Source organism: Ochrobactrum sp. MYb379 (genome assembly GCF_037479515.1).
GTDB lineage: Bacteria > Pseudomonadota > Alphaproteobacteria > Rhizobiales > Rhizobiaceae > Brucella.
The window spans coordinates 121,799-142,443 of record NZ_JBBGYW010000005.1; the positions used below are offsets into that span (position 1 = coordinate 121,799).

Here is a 20,645-nt window from a genome sequence, read left to right on the forward strand (position 1 = left end):
TAACATGCGCATGTTTCGAGATCTTCAGGGCCGTGATACGGCCCTGATTGTTGGTATAACGCTGATTGTTGCGGTGCTTTCGCTTCTGCCACTAATGCGGCTGCTTTTAGAGTTGATTGCACCGCAAGGACAACTATCAACGTCTGTTCTTGTTGAAACATTAAGCACCCGTTCGACATGGGTTGCCACATGGCATTCGCTGCAAATAGGTATTGGCGGCACGCTGCTGGCGCTGGCCTTTGGCATTGTCGCGGCGTTGCTCGTTGGCTTGACCGATATGCGCGGGCGTAATGTCTTCGTGCTTTTCTATGTGACCCCGCTGCTGATTGCCCCGCAGGTAACAGCACTTGCATGGCTTCAGCTTTTTGGCCCGTCGAGTCAATTGCTCAAACTCATCGGCATGGCACCGCCGCTTGGCAGCCGTAATCCGCTTTATTCCGTCTGGGGCATCATCTTTCTGCTCGGAGTGCAATATGGGCCGCTGGTCTTTCTGATCGTGCGCGCTGGCCTGCGTAAACTCCCACGCGAACTGGTCGAAGCAGGCCTGAGCGCCGGTGCCAGCAAATGGACCGTTTTGCGCACCATTATCCTGCCGCTGATGACGCCATCGATCATTGGTGCTGCGGCCCTAGCTTTTGTCTCATGTGTCGGCAATTTCGGCATCCCTGCGTTTCTGGGGATTCCATCGAATTATCTTGTTTTGCCAACGCTGATTTATCAGCGTCTTGCGGGTGGTGGGCCAGCCGTGCTGTCGAGTGTTGCTGTGCTTTCAGTGCTGATCGGTCTGATCGCTATGGCAGGGATCGCAGCACAGGATTATGCCTCGCGTCGTCGCGATTTCCGTATCGTCTCAACGTCGCTTCCAGCAGCACCTTTTGCGCTGGGTGTATGGCTTATATGGGCGGAGTTAGCTGCATGGCTGTTGATCGTGATCGTGCTGTTTCTGCCGCTGATTGGCTTGACGCTCTCAGCACTGGTTCCGGCCTATGGCGTGCCGCTTACATTTGCGACAGCAACGCTTGAAAATTTCCGCTTTGTTATGCTTGAGCATGCGGGTTCGGCGCGGGCATTTGGCAATAGCCTTATGCTGTCCTTTGCGGCTGCTGTGTTTGCTGTGCTGATCGCGGTTCCGCTGGCCTATATGCTGGCATGGCGCAAACGGCGCTGGACGCCGATCCTCAATTTTGCAGCCGAAATGCCCTATGCTTTGCCGGGCGTGGTGCTGGCCATCGCTTGCTTGCTGTTGTTCTTGAAGCCGTTGCCGGTGGTTGGTGTCAGCCTCTACAACACGCTCTGGATCATCCTGTTTGCTTATCTCGCACGCTTCTTTGTTTTGGCGCTGCGGCCAACTGTTGCTGGCCTTCACCAGATCGACCGTGCGCTGGAAGAAGCAGCGCGAATTGCGGGCGCAGGGCTTTTCTATCGCCTCAGGACCATTATATTTCCTCTTGTCGCACCAGCGACGCTTGCAGGCGGCGTGCTCATTTTCATGACCGCATTCTGTGAGCTGACGGTTTCGGCGCTTCTCTGGGCGTCGGGATCGGAAACGCTGGGCGTGGTGATGTTTTCTTTTGAACAGGCGGGCGATTCCGCCTATGCGGCTGCCATATCCATTCTGGCCGTTGCGGTGACATTCATGCTGATGCTTGCAACAAATCTGTTTGCGCGTCGTCTTCCAAATGGAGTGCTGCCATGGCGCGACTGAAAATCGAACAGGTTTCCAAGGCCTTCAATGAATTTCAGGCCCTGTCTGCAGTGTCGCTCGATGTGAAGGACGGCGAGTTTGTTGCTATTCTCGGACCGTCAGGCTGCGGCAAGACCACGCTTCTGCGGATGATTGCTGGTTTTGAAGATGTCGATGGCGGCGAAATCCATATTGGGGACAGCCGCGTTTCCCATGTTGACGGCAACGTGCCACCGGAAAAGCGGCAGGTCGGCATCGTCTTCCAGAATTACGCTCTGTGGCCGCATATGACGGTCGCCGAGAATGTCGGCTATAGTCTGCGGGTGGCAAAGGTTGCCAAAGCCGAGCGCGAGGCCCGCGTTCGCCAAGCGCTGGCACTGGTTGATCTTGATGGGTTCGGTGATCGTCGCCCGGCCAATCTTTCGGGCGGTCAGCGGCAGCGTGTGGCTTTGGCCCGCTGTCTGGTAGCAGCCCCTTCACTGGTCTTGTTTGACGAACCGCTTGCCAATCTCGATGTGCATTTGCGTGCTTCGATGGAAGACGAGTTTGCGGCTTTCCACAAGCGCACTGGTACGACGATTATCTACATCACGCATGACCAGGCCGAGGCCATGGCGCTTGCTGACCGGATTGCGGTGCTTGATCATGGCAAGCTTCAGCAGTTCGATACGCCGCGCAAGCTTTACGAAGAGCCGGCCAGCGAAATGGTCGCGTCCTTTATCGCGCATGGCATGGTTCTGCCTGCGGAGGTCGTGTCTTTTGCGCAAGCGGGACATTGCGAGGCGTTAGTGCTGGGAAGCCGTGCGCAGGTGCGTTGTTCAGGCATTGAAATGCCGCGTGCGAATGCGCAGCTCTGCGTTCGCGCAGAGGATTTGCAATTGGTCGAGAGTGGCGGCATCCCCGTGCGGGTCAAGCGCTCCGTTTATCGGGGTGGCGGTTCGCGCATCGAGGCATCGCCGCTGACAAAGCCGGATATTCACCTGCATTTTGAAGTGCGCGATCCGATACGGTTGGAAGAAGGCGATGAAGTGCGTGTCGCCATTCACAATGGCTGGATCATTCCCACCGATGAAATGCCGGTGAGACGAGTCTCAACCGGCTTTCCAATCGGCAATAAAATTTAGTTTATTTCTTCTTCATTGCTTCCAGAAGGGCCGCGCCGAAACCGCCGGTTGATGGTTGTTCCTGTTTGCGCGGAGCAAAGTTCTGCTTCGATGCAGGTTTTGTATCACGTTGTGCATTGTTGCGTGGGGCAGGGGCTTCGCCACCATCTTTACGCATTGTGAGGCCGATGCGCTTGCGTGGCACATCCACTTCCGTCACGCGCACCTTCACCACATCGCCAGCCTTGACCACTTCATGCGGGTCTTTGACAAATTTATCGGCGAGCTGCGAAACATGGACAAGTCCGTCCTGATGCACACCGATATCGACAAAGGCACCAAAGGCCGCGACGTTGGTAACTGTGCCTTCCAGCACCATGCCGGGTTTCAGGTCCTTGATGTCATCGATGCCATCGGCAAAGGTCGCAGTCTTAAAGCCAGGACGTGGGTCGCGACCCGGCTTGTCAAGTTCCGCAATGATGTCGCGCACGGTTGGCAGACCAAAACGCTCATCGACAAAGACGCGCGGATCGAGCGCTTTGAGAGCAGCACTATCACCCATGAGGCTGCGCACATCGCGGCCGCAGGCGGAAACGATCTTTTTCGCAACGCCATAGGCTTCCGGGTGAACGGAGGATGCATCAAGTGGCTCGGTGCCGTTGGCGATACGCAGAAAGCCTGCACATTGCTCGAAAGCACGGTTGCCGAGGCGGGCGACTTTCAGCAGGTCCTTGCGGTTCTTGAAAGCTCCAACTTCGTCACGATGCGCGACGATTGCTTCGGCAAGAGATTTTCCAAGGCCGGATACCCGGGCAAGGAGCGGCGCAGATGCCATGTTGAGATCGACGCCGACAGCGTTCACGGCGTCTTCGACCACAGCGTCCAGTGAGCGGGCAAGGCGGACCTGGTCGACATCGTGCTGATACTGGCCGACGCCGATGGATTTTGGCTCAATCTTCACAAGCTCTGCCAGAGGGTCCTGCAAGCGGCGTGCAATCGAGACCGCACCGCGCAACGAAACGTCAAGCTGCGGGAATTCAGCGGCAGCGGTTGCGGAGGCTGAATAGACCGACGCGCCTGCTTCCGACACGATGACTTTGAGCGGCTTTGGCGCTGGCAATTCGTTGAGCATATCCACGACAAGACGTTCGGTTTCGCGGCTGCCTGTTCCGTTGCCAATCGCAATCAGCTCGATCTTGTGTTTGCGGATCAGGCTTGCAAGCTCGGCCTGTGTGCCGCGCACATCGTTCTTTGGCGGAAAAGGATAGACTGTCGTTGTGTCAAGCAGCTTGCCGGTATCATCGACGATAGCGACCTTAACGCCGGTGCGGATGCCCGGATCAAGGCCCATGGTTGCACGCGAACCGGCAGGGGCGGCCAGCAGCAGGTCTTTCATGTTGCGGGCGAAGACGTTGATCGCCTCTTCTTCAGAGCGTTCACGCAGGTCACGCATCAGATCAAGCGAGAGGGACAGCGAGAGCTTTACACGCCATGCCCAGCCTGCAACTTCCATCAGCCAGCGGTCGCCGGGTAACGTTCCGCCGATATTGTAAGCGGCGGCGATCTTGCGTTCGACTGGTTTTACAGGGGAAGTATCGTCGGCATCAATTTCGATGTCGAGCGAGAGGAAATCTTCGTTGCGACCACGGAGCATGGCCAATGCGCGATGGCCTGCAACATTGCCCCAGCGTTCAAAATGGTCGAAATAATCGGAGAATTTCGCGCCTTCCGCTTCTTTACCAGTTACGACGCGGGAGCGCAGAATAGCGCGTTCTTTGAGGTAATTACGCAGATTGCCGATCAGTTCAGCATTTTCAGTAAAACCTTCCGCAATGATGTCGCGTGCGCCTTCAAGGGCTGCTTTTACATCTACAACATCGCCGGTGACATATTGTATGGCAATATCTGCTGGAACCAGCTTGCGGTCGCTCATAATGGCTTCGGCAAGCGGTCCAAGGCCGCGTTCGCGGGCGATTTCGGCCTTGGTGCGGCGCTTGGGCTTATAGGGCAGATAGAGGTCTTCAAGCTCGGCCTTGGTGGTAACGCCTGCAATTTTCAGTTCGAGTTCGGGCGTCAGTTTTTCCTGTCCGCGGATTGATTCCAGAATGGAGGTGCGCCGTGCTTCAAGCTCACGCAGATAAGAAAGGCGCTCATCGAGCGTTCGCAATTGAGTGTCGTCAAGCCCGCCGGTGACTTCCTTACGGTAGCGCGCAACAAACGGCACAGTCGAGCCTTCATCCAGAAGACCAATGGCTGCTATGGCCTGTTCGGGCTTTGCGTTGATTTCCGCTGCGATGATTGCGGCAATGCGCTTGATGTCGTTGGCCATTATTTATTCCAATTCAAAATATCTGGTGTGAACATAGTCGGATAGCTTTTTGACGCAATCACGACCGTCATAATGGTCCACAGGAAAGCATGTATATTCATCGTTCACGCGCCTGTGAACGCGCAGGGTCTTTTAAAATCGGAATTGAGCGATACATATATCGTGAAATGACGATATGAAGGAAGATCAGCGAGGTGACCATGATGTCGGACATTCAATCTATAGCAGCAGCTATGCCGTTGGACGAGATACTCAAGGCACTTGGCCATCCTGTTCGTCTCGACATTTTAAGCTGGCTTAAGCAGCCGGAGAAGCATTTCTCCGCTCAGCACATGTCTTTGGAGATGGGCGTGTGCGCCGGTCAGTTTGAACGGTGTGGTCTTTCGCAATCCACCGTTTCTGCTCATTTGTCCGTGCTGACGAAAGCGGGGCTGATTACGCCCCACCGTGTTGGCCAATGGACCTTCTACAAGCGCGATGAGGAGGCAATTGCAGCCTTGCTCAAATCGCTATCCGATCTTTAGCCCATTTTACCAATTCGCCCAATCGTTCCCACTTGAAGGAAATGCATCTATGGCCACATTGTTCGATCCAATCACAATCGGCGATCTTAAACTTGCCAATCGTGTTGTTATGGCACCGCTGACGCGCAATCGTTCGCCCCGCGCTGTGCCAAACGACCTTAACGTCACCTATTATGAACAGCGCGCGAGTGCCGGTCTGATCATCACCGAGGCAACGCCGATCAGCCATCAGGGACAGGGCTATGCCGATGTGCCGGGCCTTTATTCCGATGAGCAGCTTGCTGGCTGGAAGCGTGTGACCGATGCTGTTCACAGCGCCGGCGGCAAGATCGTCGTGCAGATGTGGCATGTGGGCCGTATTTCGCATGACACATTGCAGCCAAATGGCGGCAAGCCAGTCGCGCCTTCGGCCATTACAGCAAAGTCAAAGACTTATCTGGTGCATCCAGACGGCACCGGCGAATTTGCACCAACGTCTGAGCCCCGCGCCCTTGAAAAGAGCGAGTTGCCAGAAATTGTTGCGACCTATGCCAAGGCTGCAAAGGATGCGGTTGAAGTCGCTGGTTTTGACGGCGTCGAAATCCACGCTGCAAATGGTTATCTGATTGACCAGTTCCTGCGTTCAGACAGTAATCATCGCACCGATGAATATGGTGGCTCGATTGAAAACCGTGCGCGCTTCCTGTTTGAAGTGGTCGACGCTATCACGAAATCCATCCCGGCGGGTAAGGTCGGTATTCGTCTTTCGCCAGTAACACCTGCCAATGACGCATCGGATTCCGATCCGCAGCCACTGTTCGATTATGTGATCGAAAAGCTGGCTTCTTACGGTCTTGCCTATATTCACATCATCGAAGGTGCGACGGGCGGTCCGCGTGATTTCCAGCAGGGTCCGCAGCCATTTGATTATGCGCGTCTCAAGCAGGTTTATCGTGATGCCGGTGGCGAAGCTGCCTGGATGGTCAATAATGGCTATGATCGTGACTTGGCCGAACAGGAAATCGAAAGCGGTCGCGCTGATGTGGTTGCTTTTGGCAAGCCGTTCATCTCGAACCCTGATCTTGTGCGCCGCTTGAAGGACAATGCTCCGCTCAATGAGCTGGATCAGCAGAATATGTATGGTGGTGGTGCCAAGGGTTACACGGATTATCCTGTGCTTGCCTAATAGAAGTGAAAAAAGCCGGAGTATTCTCCGGCTTTTTTATTACAGACGTGCGCGCGTCGAGCGCGGCGTTGCCAGCAGCAGATTTGTTTCGCTGGCCTTGATGCCCGGCACCAATCGAATACGACGTAGCACGGCATCGAAATCGGTCAGTGTTGCAGCACCCAGTTCCACAACCAAATCAAAACGACCATTGGTGGTATGAATTGCGGAAATTTCGGAAAATCCGCCAAGCGATTTTACCACCCGGTCGGCGACATGGCCTTCGATTTCGATCATCATGATACCGCGCACTGGCAGATCCACTGCATCAGATCGCAGGATCACCGTATATCCGATAATGTCGCCGGACTGCTCCAGCTTTTCCATGCGGGCACGAACCGTCGCGCGCGAAACGCCAAGATCAATCGACACATCGGAAATGCTGCGTCTGCCATTATGACGTAAAAGCGTGATAAGCTTTTCATCCAGATCGTCCATGTTTTCTCCATTTTGAAAAGCCAATCCACCATTCTGATAAACCAAACCGATAAAATTGCCAATCCGGTTGCTTCACATTGCCAAGCTTAAATGGTCAATTTCAGATAGAAAAAAGAAGGATTCCTACTTTATGCATTGCAAGATATTGGGATTGCCTGTTCAGGAAGGCACTGGACGTCTCGGCTGCAACATGGGCCCCGACGGTTATCGCGCTGCCGGTATTGCTAAAGCCATTGAAGAACTCGGCCACGAGTACACAGATCTTGGCAATCTGGTGCCAGCAGAGCAGCGCTCGTTCGATCATCCGAACAAGGCGCTCAAAGCGCTCCCACATGCAGTTGCATGGATCGAAGCGATCAGCGAAGCTGCCTATCGCGAAAGCGAAGAAGGTTTTCCGATTTTCCTTGGTGGCGATCATCTGCTCGCAGCAGGAACTGTTCCGGGTATCGCGCGCCGTGCTGCCGAAAAAGGCCGCACGCAATTTGTGCTCTGGCTTGATGCGCATACGGATTTCCATACGTTGGAAACCACCGCGAGCGGTAATCTGCACGGCACACCAGTTGCGTATTATACTGGTCAGAAGGGTTTTGAAGGTTACTTCCCTGATCTGGCCGCCGCCGTTGATCCCAAGAATGTCTGCATGATGGGTATTCGCAGCGTTGATCCGGCAGAACGCGAAGCCATTCAGAAGACCAAGGTTTCGGTTTTCGATATGCGTTTGATCGACGAGCATGGCGTTGCAGCACTTCTTCGCCGTTTCCTTGATCGTGTGAAAAGCGAAAACGGTCTGCTGCATGTCAGCCTCGACGTTGATTTCCTTGATCCGGCGATTGCACCTGCTGTTGGCACGACTGTGCCGGGTGGCGCGACCTTCCGCGAAGCGCATCTCATTATGGAAATGCTGCACGATAGTGGTTTGGTGACAAGTCTTGATCTGGTTGAGCTTAACCCGTTTCTCGATGAGCGCGGACGCACGGCAACTGTCATGGTTGACCTGATGGCGAGCCTTTTGGGTCGCAGTGTCATGGACCGCCCGACCATCAATTATTGATTTCAGAAACCGCATTCGTGGCTGGCGAGCCAATAGAGTTTGCCGCCGAATGGTAAGGAGCTAGAATGACCCAACCGAACCTCAATATCGTGCCTTTCGTCAGTGTTGACCACATGATGAAGCTGGTTTTGTCTGTCGGCGTAGAGACCTTTCTCAAGGAGCTTGCTGATTATGTTGAAGAAGATTTCCGCCGTTGGGAAAGCTTTGACAAGACGCCACGCGTTGCATCGCACTCCGACGAAGGCGTGATTGAGTTGATGCCGACAAGCGACGGCACACTTTATGGCTTCAAATATGTGAACGGTCACCCGAAGAACACGCGTGATGGTTTGCAGACCGTGACGGCTTTCGGCGTTCTGTCAGATGTCGGCAATGGTTATCCGATGCTGTTGACCGAAATGACAATCCTGACAGCGCTTCGCACCGCTGCGACTTCGGCCGTTGCAGCCAAGCATCTTGCGCCAAAGAACGCACGCACCATGGCGATCATCGGTAATGGTGCGCAGAGCGAGTTTCAGGCCTTAGCATTCAAAGCAATTCTCGGTATCGATAAGCTACGCCTTTACGATCTTGACCGCAGCGCTTCGGAAAAATGCGCGCGCAATCTTGCAGGCACCGGTTTGGATATCGTCATTTGCAAGAATGTTGAGGAAGTTGTCGAAGGCGCGGATATCATCACGACCGTTACCGCCGATAAGCTCAATGCTACAATCCTGACCGACAACATGGTTGGTGCTGGCGTGCATATCAATGCGGTTGGTGGCGATTGCCCGGGCAAGACCGAGCTTCATGGTGATATTCTGCGTCGCTCGGATATTTTTGTTGAATATCCACCGCAGACCCGTATTGAAGGCGAAATTCAGCAGTTGCCAGACGATTATCCGGTCAAGGAACTCTGGGAAGTGATTACCGGCAAAATTGAAGGCCGTACCGATGTGCGCCAGATTACGCTGTTTGACTCGGTTGGCTTTGCGACGGAAGATTTTTCGGCGCTGCGTTATGTTCGTGACAAGCTGAAAGATACCGGCTTCTACGTACAGCTTGATCTTCTGGCCGATCCAGACGAGCCGCGTGATCTTTTCGGAATGTTGCTTCGGCATGAGAAGCAGCTTCTGGCGGAAAAGACTAAGCCCGCCGCATAAAATTAAAACGCCCGCCGCTCAATTGACCGGCGGGCGTTTTCTATAACGGCTTGCGTGAATGGCGAGGGCTAGTGAATTTCCCGCTATGCGTGGCTATGGCCATTTCAAAGCTGTCCGCAATACGCCGCGCGCGGTCGATAAAAATTACGGCTCCCTCTGGCGGGAAGACTTCACGAGCGGTCTGTTCGAATAGCTCTAACCAGCGATCAAAATGATCGCCTTGCAATCCCAGCCGTAAATGCGGCGGCATGGGTCGCCCTTCATAGCTGCCAGTCTTCAGAATGACCGATGACCAGAACTCCGCGATCTGCGCCAGGTGATGATCCCAGTCAGCAACGGCTTTCGTGAAAACTGGACCAATCAGTTCATCCTCGCGCGCGCGACCATAAAATGTGTCGACCAGCTGCTTGATGGAAGCTTTGTCGATGGATGGGTGAGGTTGGTTGATGAGCGAGGACATTATCTATCTATTGCCTGTGGTCGCAAAGTATCATCGGTGACGTTTGTTATTCAATGCGTGGCGTGCAACGAGATAAATAAGGACAACGAATGCCACGACAGCGAAGATGCTCGACGTGTAGAGCATCACGATTGCGTCGCCGATGCGTTCGTTTGCCATCAGCCAGCTTGCCAGTGACAGGCCACATGCGACGCCGAAAATCCATGTGATGAGTAGGATCAATGATTTCATTTTTGCCCCGTATTGTGATTTGTCCGCGAAGACGAGCTTGGCACATCTGGACGGCAATTTATAGCGACATAAGATTCTGCACGATGTTCAAAACATAAACAGCGGCCTGTGATAAGGCGGCGATAGCGGCGGCAGTTGCGGCGGCTTTATTATACTCTGTCGCTTTTACCCAGCCCTTGTGATGCGAATCAAGATTTGATGCGACTTGGTTAACCCACTCGCCAGACAATGAGCCATCATCTTTGCGCAGCTTTTTTGAAGGCTTAATCGCTGGAACATCAACGCCCGCAGATCGCATCCAGAGTATGCCCGCAGCAACGCCGGTCACAACCGAAACCAGATGAAGCACCAGAAAAGCGAGATTAAAAAAAATCATACCACCAACTCTTAATGCGTGTCGCAACGTATCGCGTTTAATAGACACGCATTATCTATGTGTTTTTACGCATGTCTTTATCCCATCGAAGCGGGATAAGAAATCACTCCAGTGGAGTGATTGCCCCGCGTAGCCGGTTCCCACTTTTGGGCGACATGCTGTAATTTTCGCTGATGGATATAATAATTTGATTGTTTTGTTGAGAGAAAATTTTGCCCGAAGCGGCAATAATTCGTGGGGAGGGTTGTTGGTAGCGAAGGACGGATTCGAACCGCCGACACAAGGATTATGATTCCTCTGCTCTAACCTACTGAGCTACTCCGCCATACCATTTGCAAAATCCATTCTACACCGTTTCCAGCGTCTCAAGCGAATGTTTTCACAAGGAATGGCGGCGGTATATGTGGGTAATGGGACCCTGTCAAGCACTCTTAGCATGGCTTTCGTCTTGTTTTCCACGTTTTGCGTAGATAAGTAACTAGCGGAAAGCAAAGGCATAGTTATATGGCACCTCGTATTGCGGTTTTGGGTTGTGGCTATTGGGGCGGCAATCATATTCGTACCTTGAAGGGGCTCGGTGTCCTTCATGGTGTTTCTGACGCGAACCCACAGAATGCAGAACGATTTGCTTCTGAATTTGGTGTTCCGAATATCCCTGTTGATGAGCTCTTCACACATCCCGATATTGACGGCATCGTTATGGCGCTGCCCGCACAGTTTCATGCGCAATATGCGATTGAAGCGGTGAAGAACGGCAAAGACGTTTTGGTTGAAAAGCCGATTGCGCTTGAAGTTGCAGACGCTGAGGCAGAAGTTGCAGCTGCACGCGAAAATAACCGCGTGTTCATGGTCGGTCACATTCTGCGTTTCCATCCAGCTTTTGAAAAACTGCTTGATATGGTGAAAAGCGGCGACATCGGCGATGTTCGCTATGTGCATTCGCACCGCGTCGGCTTTGGCAAGTTCCATGACAAGTTTGATGCACTTTGGGATCTTGCACCGCATGATTTGTCGATGATTCTGGCAATTACCGGCGAAGAGCCTTCAGCTGTTCGCGGCGAGGGTACTGCGGTTATTGATAAGATCAGCGACTTTGCGCATGTGCATCTCGAATTTCCGAGCGGCATTCGCGGTCATCTGTTTGCATCGCGATTGAACTCTTATCGCGAGCGTCGCCTGAGCGTGACCGGAACCAAGGGCATGCTGGTGTTTGACGATGCGGAACCTTGGGATCGCAAGCTTGCATTCTACAAGCATGAAGTTTGGCGTGAGAATGATCAGTGGGCTTTCAAATCGGTCGAGCCGGAATATGTGGCTGTCGAAGAAGGCATGCCGCTGACACGCGAATTGCAGCATTTCCTGCATTGTATCGAAACGCGTGAAACACCGCGCACCGATGGGCAGGAAGCAATTAATGTGTTGCGCATTCTGACTGAAGGTTCGGTCAATCATTCTAAGTAGCCAACCTTTGACAGAAATTTCTGTCAACTGGTGTTACGAAATTCGCAAAACTTTGAACGCTCCCCCCATGGCAGGGAGGGGCGTGAAGGAATAAGAGAATTGTCGCGGATTCGCTTCTGATGGGGCGGACCAGATAAATTGGAGCCAACATGCAGTTCATTGATCTTGGGGCGCAACGCGCGCGTATCGAAGACCGTCTCAATGCCGCCGTTTCCAAGGTAGTTGCGGAAGGCCGTTATATTCTCGGTCCTGAAGTGGCCGAGTTTGAGAAGAAGCTCGGTGAATATCTGGGCGTGGAACATGTGATCGCTTGTGCTAACGGTACTGACGCTTTGCAGATGCCTCTAATGGCACGCGGTATCGGCCCGGGCCATGCGGTGTTCGTTCCATCGTTTACGTTCGCTGCAACCGCTGAAGTTGTTGCCCTTGTTGGTGCAGAGCCGGTTTTCGTCGATGTGGATGCCGACACCTACAACATGAATATCGAACAGCTTGAAGCTGCCATTGCTGCTGTCCGCAAGGAAGGCCGTCTTGAGCCAAAGGCAATCATTCCTGTCGATCTGTTTGGCCTTGCTGCCGATTACAACCGCATCACCGCAGTAGCTGATCGCGAAGGCCTCTTCATCATTGAAGATGCGGCTCAGTCGATTGGTGGCAAGCGTGACAATGTCATGTGCGGCGCTTTCGGCCATGTTGGTGCGACAAGCTTCTATCCGGCCAAGCCGCTCGGCTGCTATGGCGACGGCGGTGCAATGTTCACCAATGATGCTGAAATCGCTGACACGCTGCGCTCCGTGCTGTTCCACGGCAAGGGCGAAACGCAGTATGACAATGTTCGCATTGGCCTCAACTCGCGCCTCGATACAATTCAGGCCGCTATTCTTCTGGAAAAGCTGGCGATCCTTGAAGACGAAATGGAAGCGCGTGACCGTATTGCCAAGCGCTACAATGAATTGCTCAAGGATGTAGTCAAGGTTCCGGGTCTGCCTGCTGGCAATCGTTCGGCTTGGGCACAGTATTCGATTGAAAGCGAAAACCGCGATGGTCTGAAGGCACATCTTCAGGCAGCTGGTGTTCCATCGGTTATTTACTATGTGAAGCCGCTGCACTTGCAGACAGCTTACAAACATTATCCGATTGCACCGGGCGGCTTGCCTGTTTCGGAAGCCCTGCCTGCACGTATTCTGAGCCTGCCGATGCATCCGTATCTGTCAGAAGAAGATCAGGACAAGATCATTGGCGCGATCCGTAGTTTTCACGGCAAATAAGCCTGATAATCAGTGATTGAGAAAAGCCCGGCGAAAGTCGGGCTTTCTTATTTCTGCCGTTTCGCAATGCGCGACGCAACGAAGCGGGCAATTGCCGGACCAGCAAGCAACACGATGAAAAAGCGGCTTGTTTGCATGGCAATAATGAATGGCAGATCGACATGGCTTGATGCTGCGATAATTGCCACCGTATCGGCGCCGCCGGGGCTGGTGGCCAGATAAGCGGTGAGCGGGTCGAGACCCAAAAAATGGCCGAGCGCCATGCCGAATAATCCGCAGACAGCAATTAGAATAAGTGTTGATCCAAGCACTGCCGGAAAGGCTCGGGCCGCATGTGCAATGATACCGCGTGTGAAGCCAAGACCAATGCGCCAGCCGATGAAAATATAGCTGCCTGCCAGCAACCATGGTGGCAGGTCGATGGTCATCAGGCCTAGATCCTGCAACAAGGCACCGAGCGCCAGCGGTATGAGCATTGCTCCGGTTGGAATGCGCGATAATTGGCCCAAAAACGCACCGCAGACGATCAAGGCAAGTGTTGGGCCAAGTGTGTGCCAGTTTATCGCTGGAAACCATTCTATGGCCGCTGGAGCCGCAATTTCGATATCGGTCGTAAACATCACGACGAGCGAGGCGGCGGTCGCAACGAGAACAACACGCAGATATTGCATGAAGGCGATCAGTCGAGCGTCTGCACCGAAAGATTCGGCCATCAGTACGATTGCCGTGGCAGCTCCCGGAGAAACGCCCCAGACGGCAGTTGTTCCCGGTAAAACACGAAATCTTGCGAGAAGATAGCCGACTGTCGTGCTGGCGAGCAGCGTGAAGCCGGTTGAGAGCAGGATGATCGGCAGATGCTGCCCCATATTGCTGAAAAATTCCTGCGTCATGGCACGCGCGATAAGCAAGCCAACAATAGCCTGCGCAAGCAGCGAGAAATGGGTGTGAACCTTAATCGCGCTTTCGCGTGATGCCAGAACAATCGCGCCGAGCATCGATCCCAAGAGGAATGCGGCCGGTAGCCCAAGTCGCTCGCCGATATAGATGAAAATCGCAGATGCAACCAGCAGCAAGCCCCATTGGACTGGCTTTGGTTTATGGCTAATCGTGAATTTATCGCGGGCCTTGTCTTGCCCGGAGGGGACGTGTTTCTGCATCGCGCGCAATTCCTACTACTAGCTGCAGCAGGAATGCAAATGTGAATTGGCATATGCCGCGCAATAAGCGCATCACGCGGCATGATCAGGTCAGAGGATCGTGCCGAACTCCATGCCGATCGGCTCAATCAGTGCCAGAAACGCGTCACAGTCGGCATTGCCTTGCCAGCTTGCGCAGATTTCGGTGGCAGTCGTTTCGTTCTCGGCAAAGGCCAGATCAACAAAAGTCCCGTCTGCAAGTTTGACGAGATGTTGCGTGTTCCAGCCGGGTTGATGCGAGAGGTGCTTGCTGACCATCGCAGCATAGGCTTCGCGCATGGCATGTTCGCTTATGCCCGATTTCAGGCGAAAACGGCCCAACTCAATCCCGTTCCCTGCTGTGACAAGGACTTCTGGTTTTGTCGGTGCCGTATAATGGCCTATTGATACCATCTGTTTCAGGGTCGCCCTGAAGGCTGCAAACTCAGGTGCGGTACTCACGCGTTCTGCTGCGGCGAGTGCGTCATCCATTGAGGCCCATGCGACGAGATCAGCGCGATCCTCGGCATCACTGGCCCCGGTGAATGGGACCCATGATATAAAACCGGGCAGGGCGCTGATGATCTTGCGGGCGCTATCGCGTTCTTTGTCAGCGCTTGTGGCATCGTTGATTTTGTAAACGACGATTTCGTAGTAAGGGATAGACATGAGGTACTCCTTTTCATCTGGAGTGCCGCAAATACATCTTCCCCCTGACAGTTTTTGTCAGGGGTGTGCTATAGACCATCCCCATGAAAACCCTGCGCCTTTTTTCTCTGCTCGATAGGCTTCGTTCTGCGTCCGCGCCCGTTTCGGCGGAGGCGCTTGCGGAGATCATGGAGGTGTCGCCCCGCACGATTTATCGCGATATGGCGACCTTGCAGGCCATGGGTGCACCAATTAGAGGCGAGTCTGGCTTAGGGTATCAGCTTGAGAAGGGGTATTTTCTGCCGCCACTGCATTTCGATGCCGACGAGCTCGAAGCGATTATGCTTGGCGTCAGACTGGTCGTTGCCAGAGGTGATGAAGAATTGTCTGCTGCAGCGCAACGTGTATCGGGCAAGCTCAGTGCGACGATGCAGTCTGGTGCAGGGGATCGATATAAAAGCCTTCCGCTCAGAGCTGTGTCGCAAATGACGGAAGAACATAGCAAGGCCAATCTGCATTTGTCATTTCTGAGGCGTGCGGTTCGAGATCGCGTCATCGTGAAAATCGAGTATCTGGATCTTCGGGACAAAGCCACTGAACGCAGCGTAAGGCCGCTTGGGCTGACGATGTTTGATGCCGTGTGGTTGCTGACCGGCTGGTGTGAAAGTCGCAATGATTTCCGCAACTTCCGGCTTGATCGCATCACCAATATTGTGAGCGATGGACAAGTATTTCGGCATCAGAAAGGCCAGCGTTTCGAGGACTATCTGCTGACGCTTTGAAAATAGAAAAGGCCCGGCGTCCTCTCGGAGACCGTGCCTTTTTCAATAAAGTTCGGCTGTTTTTAGCCGATCATCGCGCGACGCTGGTTGAGCGGGCGCTCAACGATTTCGCGAGGTGCCTTGACGCCGTCACGCTCTTCCAGCGCTTCTGCTTTCGCAAGATCAGCTTCGGCGACAACGAGTTCAGCTTCGGCGGCTTCTTTCTGCTGCATCAGATCACGAATCGAACCAAACAGATTGTCACGACGCTGACGTGCAGCTTTCGCAAAGGTCGGATAAGCGAAATGATTAATGTCAGTGATGCCTGCCTTCTTCTCTTCCGATAGAATCTGGGCGTCGAGTTCTCCGGCCATCCGTTCGAACTCACCCATCATCAGGTCAAGTTGGCCCAACTGACGGCGCTTTTCCTTCACCTGGAACAATTTCAGCCTGACGAGGCTTTCACGTGGCTTCATACGCAATACTCCTTGAACACCAACCAGCTTTCTAATCGTTGGGGCGTTCCCCCCGACTTTATTAACAGGCATATAAGGGAGGCGTTTTCCCGTAATATACTGCTTAAACCATTGCAAAGCCTTGCTTTTCAGGGCGTCGGCTGAGCTGCCTATGTTAAGAGTGGTTAATTTAAGCGAAACAAAAGTTAATATTTCAGCCTTTTGGTAACCATTTCTTTACCGGCAACGTTAATCATACGCGTTAGGAATTAAGGCTCGGTAAATATGGTGTGCTTTTTGAGTAACAGGTGAAAGCTAGAGTCAATTGAATCACTTAAGAGGTTTTCTTAATGTGATTCATGAGTATCGAATGAACGAAATAATTGCTTGTGATTCAGTTGGATACGGTTTTTTTCTAATAGTTAAAGAAATAGGCTTGCCAACCGGAATCATATTTTGTTAACCATTTGCAGGCACCTTCATGCGTAAGGCAACGACAGTTCCGTCAGCTGCCGTGAGGGAAATCTGGTCAGCGGCGGAAAGGGGATAAGTATGCGCGTCCTTTTAATTGAAGACGACAGTGCTATCGCACAAAGCATTGAACTCATGCTTAAGTCCGAGAGCTTTAATGTCTACACCACCGATCTTGGTGAAGAAGGCATCGATCTCGGCAAGCTTTATGATTACGACATCATTTTGCTCGACCTGAACTTGCCGGATATGTCCGGTTACGAAGTTCTGCGTACTCTGCGCCTGTCGAAGGTTAAGACGCCTATCCTGATCCTCTCCGGCATGGCTGGTATTGAGGACAAGGTTCGTGGCCTCGGCTTCGGTGCAGACGACTACATGACGAAGCCGTTCCATAAGGATGAGCTGATCGCACGTATTCATGCGATCGTTCGTCGTTCCAAGGGTCACGCTCAGTCGGTCATCACCACTGGCGATCTGATTGTTAACCTCGACGCGAAGACCGTCGAAGTTGGTGGTCAGCGCGTTCACCTGACCGGTAAAGAATATCAGATGCTTGAGCTGCTCTCGCTCCGTAAGGGCACGACGCTCACTAAGGAAATGTTCCTGAACCACCTTTACGGCGGTATGGACGAGCCTGAGCTGAAGATCATCGACGTGTTTATCTGCAAGCTGCGTAAGAAGCTGGATGCCGTTTCAGGTAGCCAGAGCTTTATCGAAACTGTTTGGGGACGTGGCTATGTGCTGCGCGAGCCAGATGGTGCAGAGATGCGTGAAAGCGCATAAGCGCTTTATCAAGGCTGAAATGAATAAGGCTCCACGCAAGTGGAGCCTTTTATTTTATATGTAGCCAACAAAAAAAGCGCAGGTTTGACCCTGCGCTTTTTTGTGTGCGCTGTGTTCGTTATTCAGCCGAGAAAACAATGTCTTCTGCGGTTGCATGAATAGAAATGGTCATGCCTGCTTCTTCGGCGAGCAGCAGCGTATAATACGGCTGTACCGAATGCGCGTCGATTGGCTCTTCTGGTTCTGCGCCTGAATGCAACTCGAGGAACTTTGGCGGAACGCGCAGCATCCGTCCCTTTGCAGTAATCACAAAGCGTGGATCGGTGTCGCCATTTTCGAGGCGAACAGCCAGCGAGCCACCACGAGGAATCGCCGCATTGCTGATGAGCAGCAGGTTGAGCAGCAGCTTGACCTTGTTTTTTGGAAGCAGAACGCGTGCACCTTCCCAGGTCAGTTCAGGCTTTTCATTTGCGAAATATTGCGTGGCGACATGCTGAGCGTCGCCGGTATCAATCTGCACACCTGCAGAACCGGCAGCACCAAATGCGATACGGGCGAACTGAAGTCGGGCGGACGCATTGCGTGCGCTGGACTTGATGAGCGCCATTGCGTCTTCATCTGCGCCGCCTTCTTCTAGCAGCTCAAGGCCATTGTTGATCGCGCCTACCGGCGAAATGATGTCATGACAGATACGGCTGCACAGAAGCGCACCAAGATCGAGTGCGGACAGGGTAACAGGCAATGGCATGGTGTTTTCTCCAGGCGCGAACCGTCTCTGATGATCGACATTTAGTCCGATGTCAGGCGGCAATCAGTTGATGAGCATAAACCCCGACGAATCATCATCAGGAACCTTTAGAATCTGGATACACGCCACGTTGGGTTGCCGCAAGAAAGCTGTTTTTTGCCGCCATTCTAAAGCCAATTTCAGTCCATAAAGATTTAGACAAGAATTTAGCGGTTAGAATAAGCGCGATTCGGCGAAAGCGTTCATAAGAGACGTACGCCAAGGCTTTTAACAGGGCGTCAGACAGAGAAGCTGGTAGGCAAAAGGAATTTATAAATGGCCATACCGTCCCTGTCGCAGATCGGGTTCCGCAACGCGACGTATAGTTTAGCGTTTATTGCGGCCTTCTTGATCTCCATTATCGCCGTGCCGCACAATGCGCTGGCACAGAGCAGCAACACTTATTCGTCCCAGGAAATTGTTGATTCCGGACACAGATTTTTTGGTTCTACGTCGGGCGGCATTGCCAGTGCCGTTGAAAAAGCATTCCAGAGCTTTGGCCTGCCCAATGGCTACATTCTGGGTGAAGAAGGCTCTGGCGCTTTCATTGGCGGCCTGACCTATGGCGAAGGCACGCTTTACACAAAGAATGCTGGTGATCACCGCACATTCTGGCAAGGCCCATCGCTCGGCTGGGATTTTGGCGGACAAGGCTCGCGGGTCATGATGCTCGTCTATAACCTCGACGACATCCAGAGCCTATATGGCCGCTACGCCGGTGTCGCTGGTTCGGCTTATGTTATTGCCGGCGTCGGTTTCAACGTACTCAAGCGTCAGAACATCATGCTGGTGCCAATCCGCACAGGCGTTGGTGCGCGGTTGGGCGTCAATATTGGTTATCTGAAATTGTCGGGTGCGCCGACATGGAATCCCTTCTGATTCTTATCATGAACAGCCGCCAGTCATCTATATGGCTGGCGGCTCCTGTCTTTTAAACGCGTATCCCGAAAACCGTTTCACAATTTCGAGATGCGCCCTGATGTGAAAAGCCGTGATCCAGTCAGCGCTCATTTTCATACTTGGCGTTCTCGTGGCGGTTTTCGTCGTGGTTCTGCTTGGTCCTTCAGTTTGGCGTCGTGCCTTCTTTTTGGCGCGACGGCAAATTCATGCTGAACTTCCAGTCACGCTTGCAGAAATTCGCGCGGACCGTGATGGCCTACGTGCAGAACATGCGGTTATCGCCAGCAAGCTCGAACAGCAACTCAAGTTGGAACGTGGAAAATCAGTGCAACTGCTGATTCAGATCGGTGAGCAACATGATGAACTCAAGCGTTTCGTTCAACTTGAATCCGATATGGCCGAGCTTCACGAAACGCTCATTGCTCGCGACAAGCGAATAGCAGAGGTCACTATTGAACGTGAGAATGCAGCGGAAGAGGCGGAAATTGTCGAAGCCGAAGTGCAGCGCCTGCAAAAACACCTTTCATCTCTTGAAGAACTGACCGATACGCTTCGTATAGAGTTAAGTGCCAAAGAGGCCGAGCATGGTCGTTTGGCAAATGAGATGAGCGAAATGCGTCGGGAACGTAAAGATGCATCTGCTCGCTATAACGAGGTTTCGACGCAATTGACTGCTGCACAGACTGAACTGAAAAGCGAGAAGCGCCGCAATACAGAATTGCAGCAGAAGCTCGATAAACTAATTGCTGATTTTTCTGATGCGCAAGAGCGGCTTGAACGCCATGCGCGCAATGGAGCATCAGCGACTGCCGCACCCGCAGATATTCTGAAAGAAAATGCCGCGTTGCGTGAAGAGATGGCAGTGCTGGCAGCCAAAATGGTTGCTGTTACAGCAGACAATGAAGGCCCTGCTTCGCCAATCAACAAGCTGCTTGAAGCTGAAAAAACAACAAAAGGCATCTCGCGCCCGAAAAGCCTTGCAAGCCGCATCCGCGACCTGCGCTAAGCGTTTGCACCCGCGATAACATCTGCCCAATCAGCATGGCGCTTCACTTGCGCCTGCATGAAGCTGCATATTGGAATGATCTTCCAGCCGGTTTTACGCGCGTCTTCAACAGCGTTGAGCGCAAGCGCCTGTGCAACACCTTTTCCGCGCATCGAATCGGGCACGAATGTGTGATCGATTGAAATGAGCGTCGAGCTTCGCTTCGTATAAGTCATCTCCGCTTCATCGCCATCAATGTTGACGACATAGCGACCGCTATCAGCAGCGTCGCTCTTTTTGATCTCTATATTCCCGGCCATTAACCTATCCTTCGAGAGCGCTTGTTCCTCTCTCATATAGTCGCGTCAGCCAAAAGAAAAACCCCGGCCAGTGAACCGGCCGGGGTTTG

22 protein-coding genes and 1 tRNA gene are annotated in these 20,645 nt (G+C 53.0%); 12 read left to right on the forward strand and 11 right to left on the reverse strand.

Features of this window, described 5'->3' with window-relative positions; genetic code table 11:
- Nucleotides 1-4 precede the first annotated feature (4 nt).
- Nucleotides 5-1,705 carry an ABC transporter permease gene (locus WH356_RS12885; RefSeq protein ID WP_339511398.1) on the forward strand — a complete coding sequence of 567 codons (1,701 nt, stop codon included), beginning with the start codon at nt 5-7 and terminating at the stop codon, nt 1,703-1,705.
- The gene (locus WH356_RS12890; RefSeq protein WP_339511400.1) at nt 1,693-2,808 is read left to right on the forward strand and encodes an ABC transporter ATP-binding protein; all 1,116 of its coding nucleotides are present in this window, start codon (nt 1,693-1,695) and stop codon (nt 2,806-2,808) included. Before WH356_RS12885 ends, WH356_RS12890 begins: the two co-directional genes overlap by 13 nt.
- Before the next feature lies 1 nt (nt 2,809).
- On the opposite strand, the gene WH356_RS12895 is transcribed toward WH356_RS12890, so the two are convergent.
- Nucleotides 2,810-5,116: a Tex family protein gene (locus WH356_RS12895; RefSeq protein ID WP_339511402.1), complete on the reverse strand. Its 2,307-nt coding sequence runs from the start codon at nt 5,114-5,116 to the stop codon at nt 2,810-2,812.
- 203 nt (nt 5,117-5,319) lie between these two features.
- On the opposite strand from WH356_RS12895, the gene WH356_RS12900 reads away from it, so the two are divergent.
- Both WH356_RS12900 and WH356_RS12905 read left to right on the forward strand, forming a co-directional pair.
- On the forward strand, nt 5,320-5,640 hold the full coding sequence (locus tag WH356_RS12900; protein ID WP_339511764.1) for an ArsR/SmtB family transcription factor: 321 nt from the start codon (nt 5,320-5,322) through the stop codon (nt 5,638-5,640).
- 49 nt (nt 5,641-5,689) lie between these two features.
- The gene (locus WH356_RS12905) at nt 5,690-6,805 is read left to right on the forward strand and encodes an alkene reductase (protein WP_339511404.1); all 1,116 of its coding nucleotides are present in this window, start codon (nt 5,690-5,692) and stop codon (nt 6,803-6,805) included.
- Between the two features lie 39 nt (nt 6,806-6,844).
- Here the strand turns inward: WH356_RS12905 and WH356_RS12910 are convergent, their stop codons facing one another.
- Nucleotides 6,845-7,282, reverse strand: coding sequence for an Lrp/AsnC family transcriptional regulator (locus tag WH356_RS12910; RefSeq protein ID WP_339511406.1), 438 nt, complete (start codon nt 7,280-7,282; stop codon nt 6,845-6,847).
- A 130-nt stretch (nt 7,283-7,412) separates the two neighbouring features.
- On the opposite strand from WH356_RS12910, the gene rocF reads away from it, so the two are divergent.
- Nucleotides 7,413-8,333 carry an arginase gene (gene rocF / locus WH356_RS12915; RefSeq protein WP_339511408.1) on the forward strand — a complete coding sequence of 307 codons (921 nt, stop codon included), beginning with the start codon at nt 7,413-7,415 and terminating at the stop codon, nt 8,331-8,333.
- Between the two features lie 65 nt (nt 8,334-8,398).
- Nucleotides 8,399-9,475 carry an ornithine cyclodeaminase gene (locus tag WH356_RS12920; RefSeq protein ID WP_339511410.1) on the forward strand — a complete coding sequence of 359 codons (1,077 nt, stop codon included), beginning with the start codon at nt 8,399-8,401 and terminating at the stop codon, nt 9,473-9,475.
- Nucleotides 9,476-9,515: 40 nt separating this feature from the next.
- Here the strand turns inward: WH356_RS12920 and WH356_RS12925 are convergent, their stop codons facing one another.
- From WH356_RS12925 to WH356_RS12940, 4 genes are all read right to left on the reverse strand, one after another.
- Nucleotides 9,516-9,935 (reverse strand): group III truncated hemoglobin, encoded by a 420-nt coding sequence (locus tag WH356_RS12925; protein ID WP_339511412.1) that lies wholly within the window; start codon nt 9,933-9,935, stop codon nt 9,516-9,518.
- Between the two features lie 30 nt (nt 9,936-9,965).
- Nucleotides 9,966-10,166, reverse strand: coding sequence for a hypothetical protein (locus WH356_RS12930; protein ID WP_339511414.1), 201 nt, complete (start codon nt 10,164-10,166; stop codon nt 9,966-9,968).
- 58 nt (nt 10,167-10,224) lie between these two features.
- Nucleotides 10,225-10,542: a hypothetical protein gene (locus WH356_RS12935; RefSeq protein ID WP_339511416.1), complete on the reverse strand. Its 318-nt coding sequence runs from the start codon at nt 10,540-10,542 to the stop codon at nt 10,225-10,227.
- Nucleotides 10,543-10,790: 248 nt separating this feature from the next.
- Nucleotides 10,791-10,867: transfer RNA gene (locus WH356_RS12940), tRNA-Met, on the reverse strand.
- Between the two features lie 179 nt (nt 10,868-11,046).
- On the opposite strand from WH356_RS12940, the gene WH356_RS12945 reads away from it, so the two are divergent.
- Both WH356_RS12945 and WH356_RS12950 read left to right on the forward strand, forming a co-directional pair.
- On the forward strand, nt 11,047-12,003 hold the full coding sequence (locus WH356_RS12945; RefSeq protein ID WP_339511418.1) for a Gfo/Idh/MocA family protein: 957 nt from the start codon (nt 11,047-11,049) through the stop codon (nt 12,001-12,003).
- A gap of 149 nt (nt 12,004-12,152) precedes the next feature.
- On the forward strand, nt 12,153-13,271 hold the full coding sequence (locus tag WH356_RS12950; protein WP_339511420.1) for a DegT/DnrJ/EryC1/StrS family aminotransferase: 1,119 nt from the start codon (nt 12,153-12,155) through the stop codon (nt 13,269-13,271).
- A gap of 47 nt (nt 13,272-13,318) precedes the next feature.
- Here the strand turns inward: WH356_RS12950 and WH356_RS12955 are convergent, their stop codons facing one another.
- Both WH356_RS12955 and WH356_RS12960 read right to left on the reverse strand, forming a co-directional pair.
- Nucleotides 13,319-14,428, reverse strand: a complete 1,110-nt coding sequence (locus WH356_RS12955; RefSeq protein ID WP_339511422.1) for an AbrB family transcriptional regulator — start codon at nt 14,426-14,428, stop codon at nt 13,319-13,321.
- Between the two features lie 90 nt (nt 14,429-14,518).
- Nucleotides 14,519-15,115, reverse strand: a complete 597-nt coding sequence (locus WH356_RS12960) for a hypothetical protein (protein ID WP_339511425.1) — start codon at nt 15,113-15,115, stop codon at nt 14,519-14,521.
- A gap of 83 nt (nt 15,116-15,198) precedes the next feature.
- Between WH356_RS12960 and WH356_RS12965 the strand changes: the two genes are divergently transcribed.
- Nucleotides 15,199-15,876, forward strand: a complete 678-nt coding sequence (locus tag WH356_RS12965) for a helix-turn-helix transcriptional regulator (protein ID WP_339511428.1) — start codon at nt 15,199-15,201, stop codon at nt 15,874-15,876.
- Between the two features lie 62 nt (nt 15,877-15,938).
- Here the strand turns inward: WH356_RS12965 and WH356_RS12970 are convergent, their stop codons facing one another.
- Entirely contained in the window at nt 15,939-16,331 is a 393-nt protein-coding gene (locus WH356_RS12970) for a flagellar export protein FliJ (protein WP_250038718.1), read from the reverse strand.
- A gap of 531 nt (nt 16,332-16,862) precedes the next feature.
- Between WH356_RS12970 and ctrA the strand changes: the two genes are divergently transcribed.
- The gene (gene ctrA, locus WH356_RS12975; protein WP_339511430.1) at nt 16,863-17,564 is read left to right on the forward strand and encodes a response regulator transcription factor CtrA; all 702 of its coding nucleotides are present in this window, start codon (nt 16,863-16,865) and stop codon (nt 17,562-17,564) included.
- A gap of 118 nt (nt 17,565-17,682) precedes the next feature.
- Here ctrA and chpT read toward each other — a convergent pair whose 3' ends face one another.
- On the reverse strand, nt 17,683-18,312 hold the full coding sequence (gene chpT, locus WH356_RS12980; RefSeq protein WP_339511432.1) for a histidine phosphotransferase ChpT: 630 nt from the start codon (nt 18,310-18,312) through the stop codon (nt 17,683-17,685).
- 315 nt (nt 18,313-18,627) lie between these two features.
- On the opposite strand from chpT, the gene WH356_RS12985 reads away from it, so the two are divergent.
- Both WH356_RS12985 and WH356_RS12990 read left to right on the forward strand, forming a co-directional pair.
- Nucleotides 18,628-19,230 (forward strand): DUF1134 domain-containing protein, encoded by a 603-nt coding sequence (locus WH356_RS12985; protein ID WP_339511434.1) that lies wholly within the window; start codon nt 18,628-18,630, stop codon nt 19,228-19,230.
- 136 nt (nt 19,231-19,366) lie between these two features.
- On the forward strand, nt 19,367-20,257 hold the full coding sequence (locus WH356_RS12990; RefSeq protein ID WP_339511766.1) for a hypothetical protein: 891 nt from the start codon (nt 19,367-19,369) through the stop codon (nt 20,255-20,257).
- Here WH356_RS12990 and WH356_RS12995 read toward each other — a convergent pair.
- Entirely contained in the window at nt 20,254-20,556 is a 303-nt protein-coding gene (locus WH356_RS12995; protein ID WP_339511436.1) for a GNAT family N-acetyltransferase, read from the reverse strand. The two genes, WH356_RS12990 and WH356_RS12995, sit on opposite strands and share 4 nt — an antisense overlap.
- Between the last annotated feature and the right edge of the window lie 89 nt (nt 20,557-20,645).

What these genes read in the sequence shown, in the direction of transcription:
- WH356_RS12935 (WP_339511416.1), bottom strand. Translation starts at nt 10,542, where the DNA reads ATGATTTTTTTTAATCTCGCTTTTCTGGTGCTTCATCTGGTTTCGGTT.
- WH356_RS12905 (WP_339511404.1), top strand. Translation starts at nt 5,690, where the DNA reads ATGGCCACATTGTTCGATCCAATCACAATCGGCGATCTTAAACTTGCC.
- WH356_RS12965 (WP_339511428.1), top strand. Translation starts at nt 15,199, where the DNA reads ATGAAAACCCTGCGCCTTTTTTCTCTGCTCGATAGGCTTCGTTCTGCG.
- WH356_RS12920 (WP_339511410.1), top strand. Translation starts at nt 8,399, where the DNA reads ATGACCCAACCGAACCTCAATATCGTGCCTTTCGTCAGTGTTGACCAC.
- WH356_RS12890 (WP_339511400.1), top strand. Translation starts at nt 1,693, where the DNA reads ATGGCGCGACTGAAAATCGAACAGGTTTCCAAGGCCTTCAATGAATTT.
- WH356_RS12985 (WP_339511434.1), top strand. Translation starts at nt 18,628, where the DNA reads ATGGCCATACCGTCCCTGTCGCAGATCGGGTTCCGCAACGCGACGTAT.
- rocF (WP_339511408.1), top strand. Translation starts at nt 7,413, where the DNA reads ATGCATTGCAAGATATTGGGATTGCCTGTTCAGGAAGGCACTGGACGT.
- WH356_RS12970 (WP_250038718.1), bottom strand. Translation starts at nt 16,331, where the DNA reads ATGAAGCCACGTGAAAGCCTCGTCAGGCTGAAATTGTTCCAGGTGAAG.
- WH356_RS12950 (WP_339511420.1), top strand. Translation starts at nt 12,153, where the DNA reads ATGCAGTTCATTGATCTTGGGGCGCAACGCGCGCGTATCGAAGACCGT.
- ctrA (WP_339511430.1), top strand. Translation starts at nt 16,863, where the DNA reads ATGCGCGTCCTTTTAATTGAAGACGACAGTGCTATCGCACAAAGCATT.
- WH356_RS12885 (WP_339511398.1), top strand. Translation starts at nt 5, where the DNA reads ATGCGCATGTTTCGAGATCTTCAGGGCCGTGATACGGCCCTGATTGTT.
- WH356_RS12895 (WP_339511402.1), bottom strand. Translation starts at nt 5,116, where the DNA reads ATGGCCAACGACATCAAGCGCATTGCCGCAATCATCGCAGCGGAAATC.
- WH356_RS12900 (WP_339511764.1), top strand. Translation starts at nt 5,320, where the DNA reads ATGTCGGACATTCAATCTATAGCAGCAGCTATGCCGTTGGACGAGATA.
- chpT (WP_339511432.1), bottom strand. Translation starts at nt 18,312, where the DNA reads ATGCCATTGCCTGTTACCCTGTCCGCACTCGATCTTGGTGCGCTTCTG.
- WH356_RS12930 (WP_339511414.1), bottom strand. Translation starts at nt 10,166, where the DNA reads ATGAAATCATTGATCCTACTCATCACATGGATTTTCGGCGTCGCATGT.
- WH356_RS12955 (WP_339511422.1), bottom strand. Translation starts at nt 14,428, where the DNA reads ATGCAGAAACACGTCCCCTCCGGGCAAGACAAGGCCCGCGATAAATTC.
- WH356_RS12960 (WP_339511425.1), bottom strand. Translation starts at nt 15,115, where the DNA reads ATGTCTATCCCTTACTACGAAATCGTCGTTTACAAAATCAACGATGCC.
- WH356_RS12945 (WP_339511418.1), top strand. Translation starts at nt 11,047, where the DNA reads ATGGCACCTCGTATTGCGGTTTTGGGTTGTGGCTATTGGGGCGGCAAT.
- WH356_RS12910 (WP_339511406.1), bottom strand. Translation starts at nt 7,282, where the DNA reads ATGGACGATCTGGATGAAAAGCTTATCACGCTTTTACGTCATAATGGC.
- WH356_RS12995 (WP_339511436.1), bottom strand. Translation starts at nt 20,556, where the DNA reads ATGGCCGGGAATATAGAGATCAAAAAGAGCGACGCTGCTGATAGCGGT.
- WH356_RS12925 (WP_339511412.1), bottom strand. Translation starts at nt 9,935, where the DNA reads ATGTCCTCGCTCATCAACCAACCTCACCCATCCATCGACAAAGCTTCC.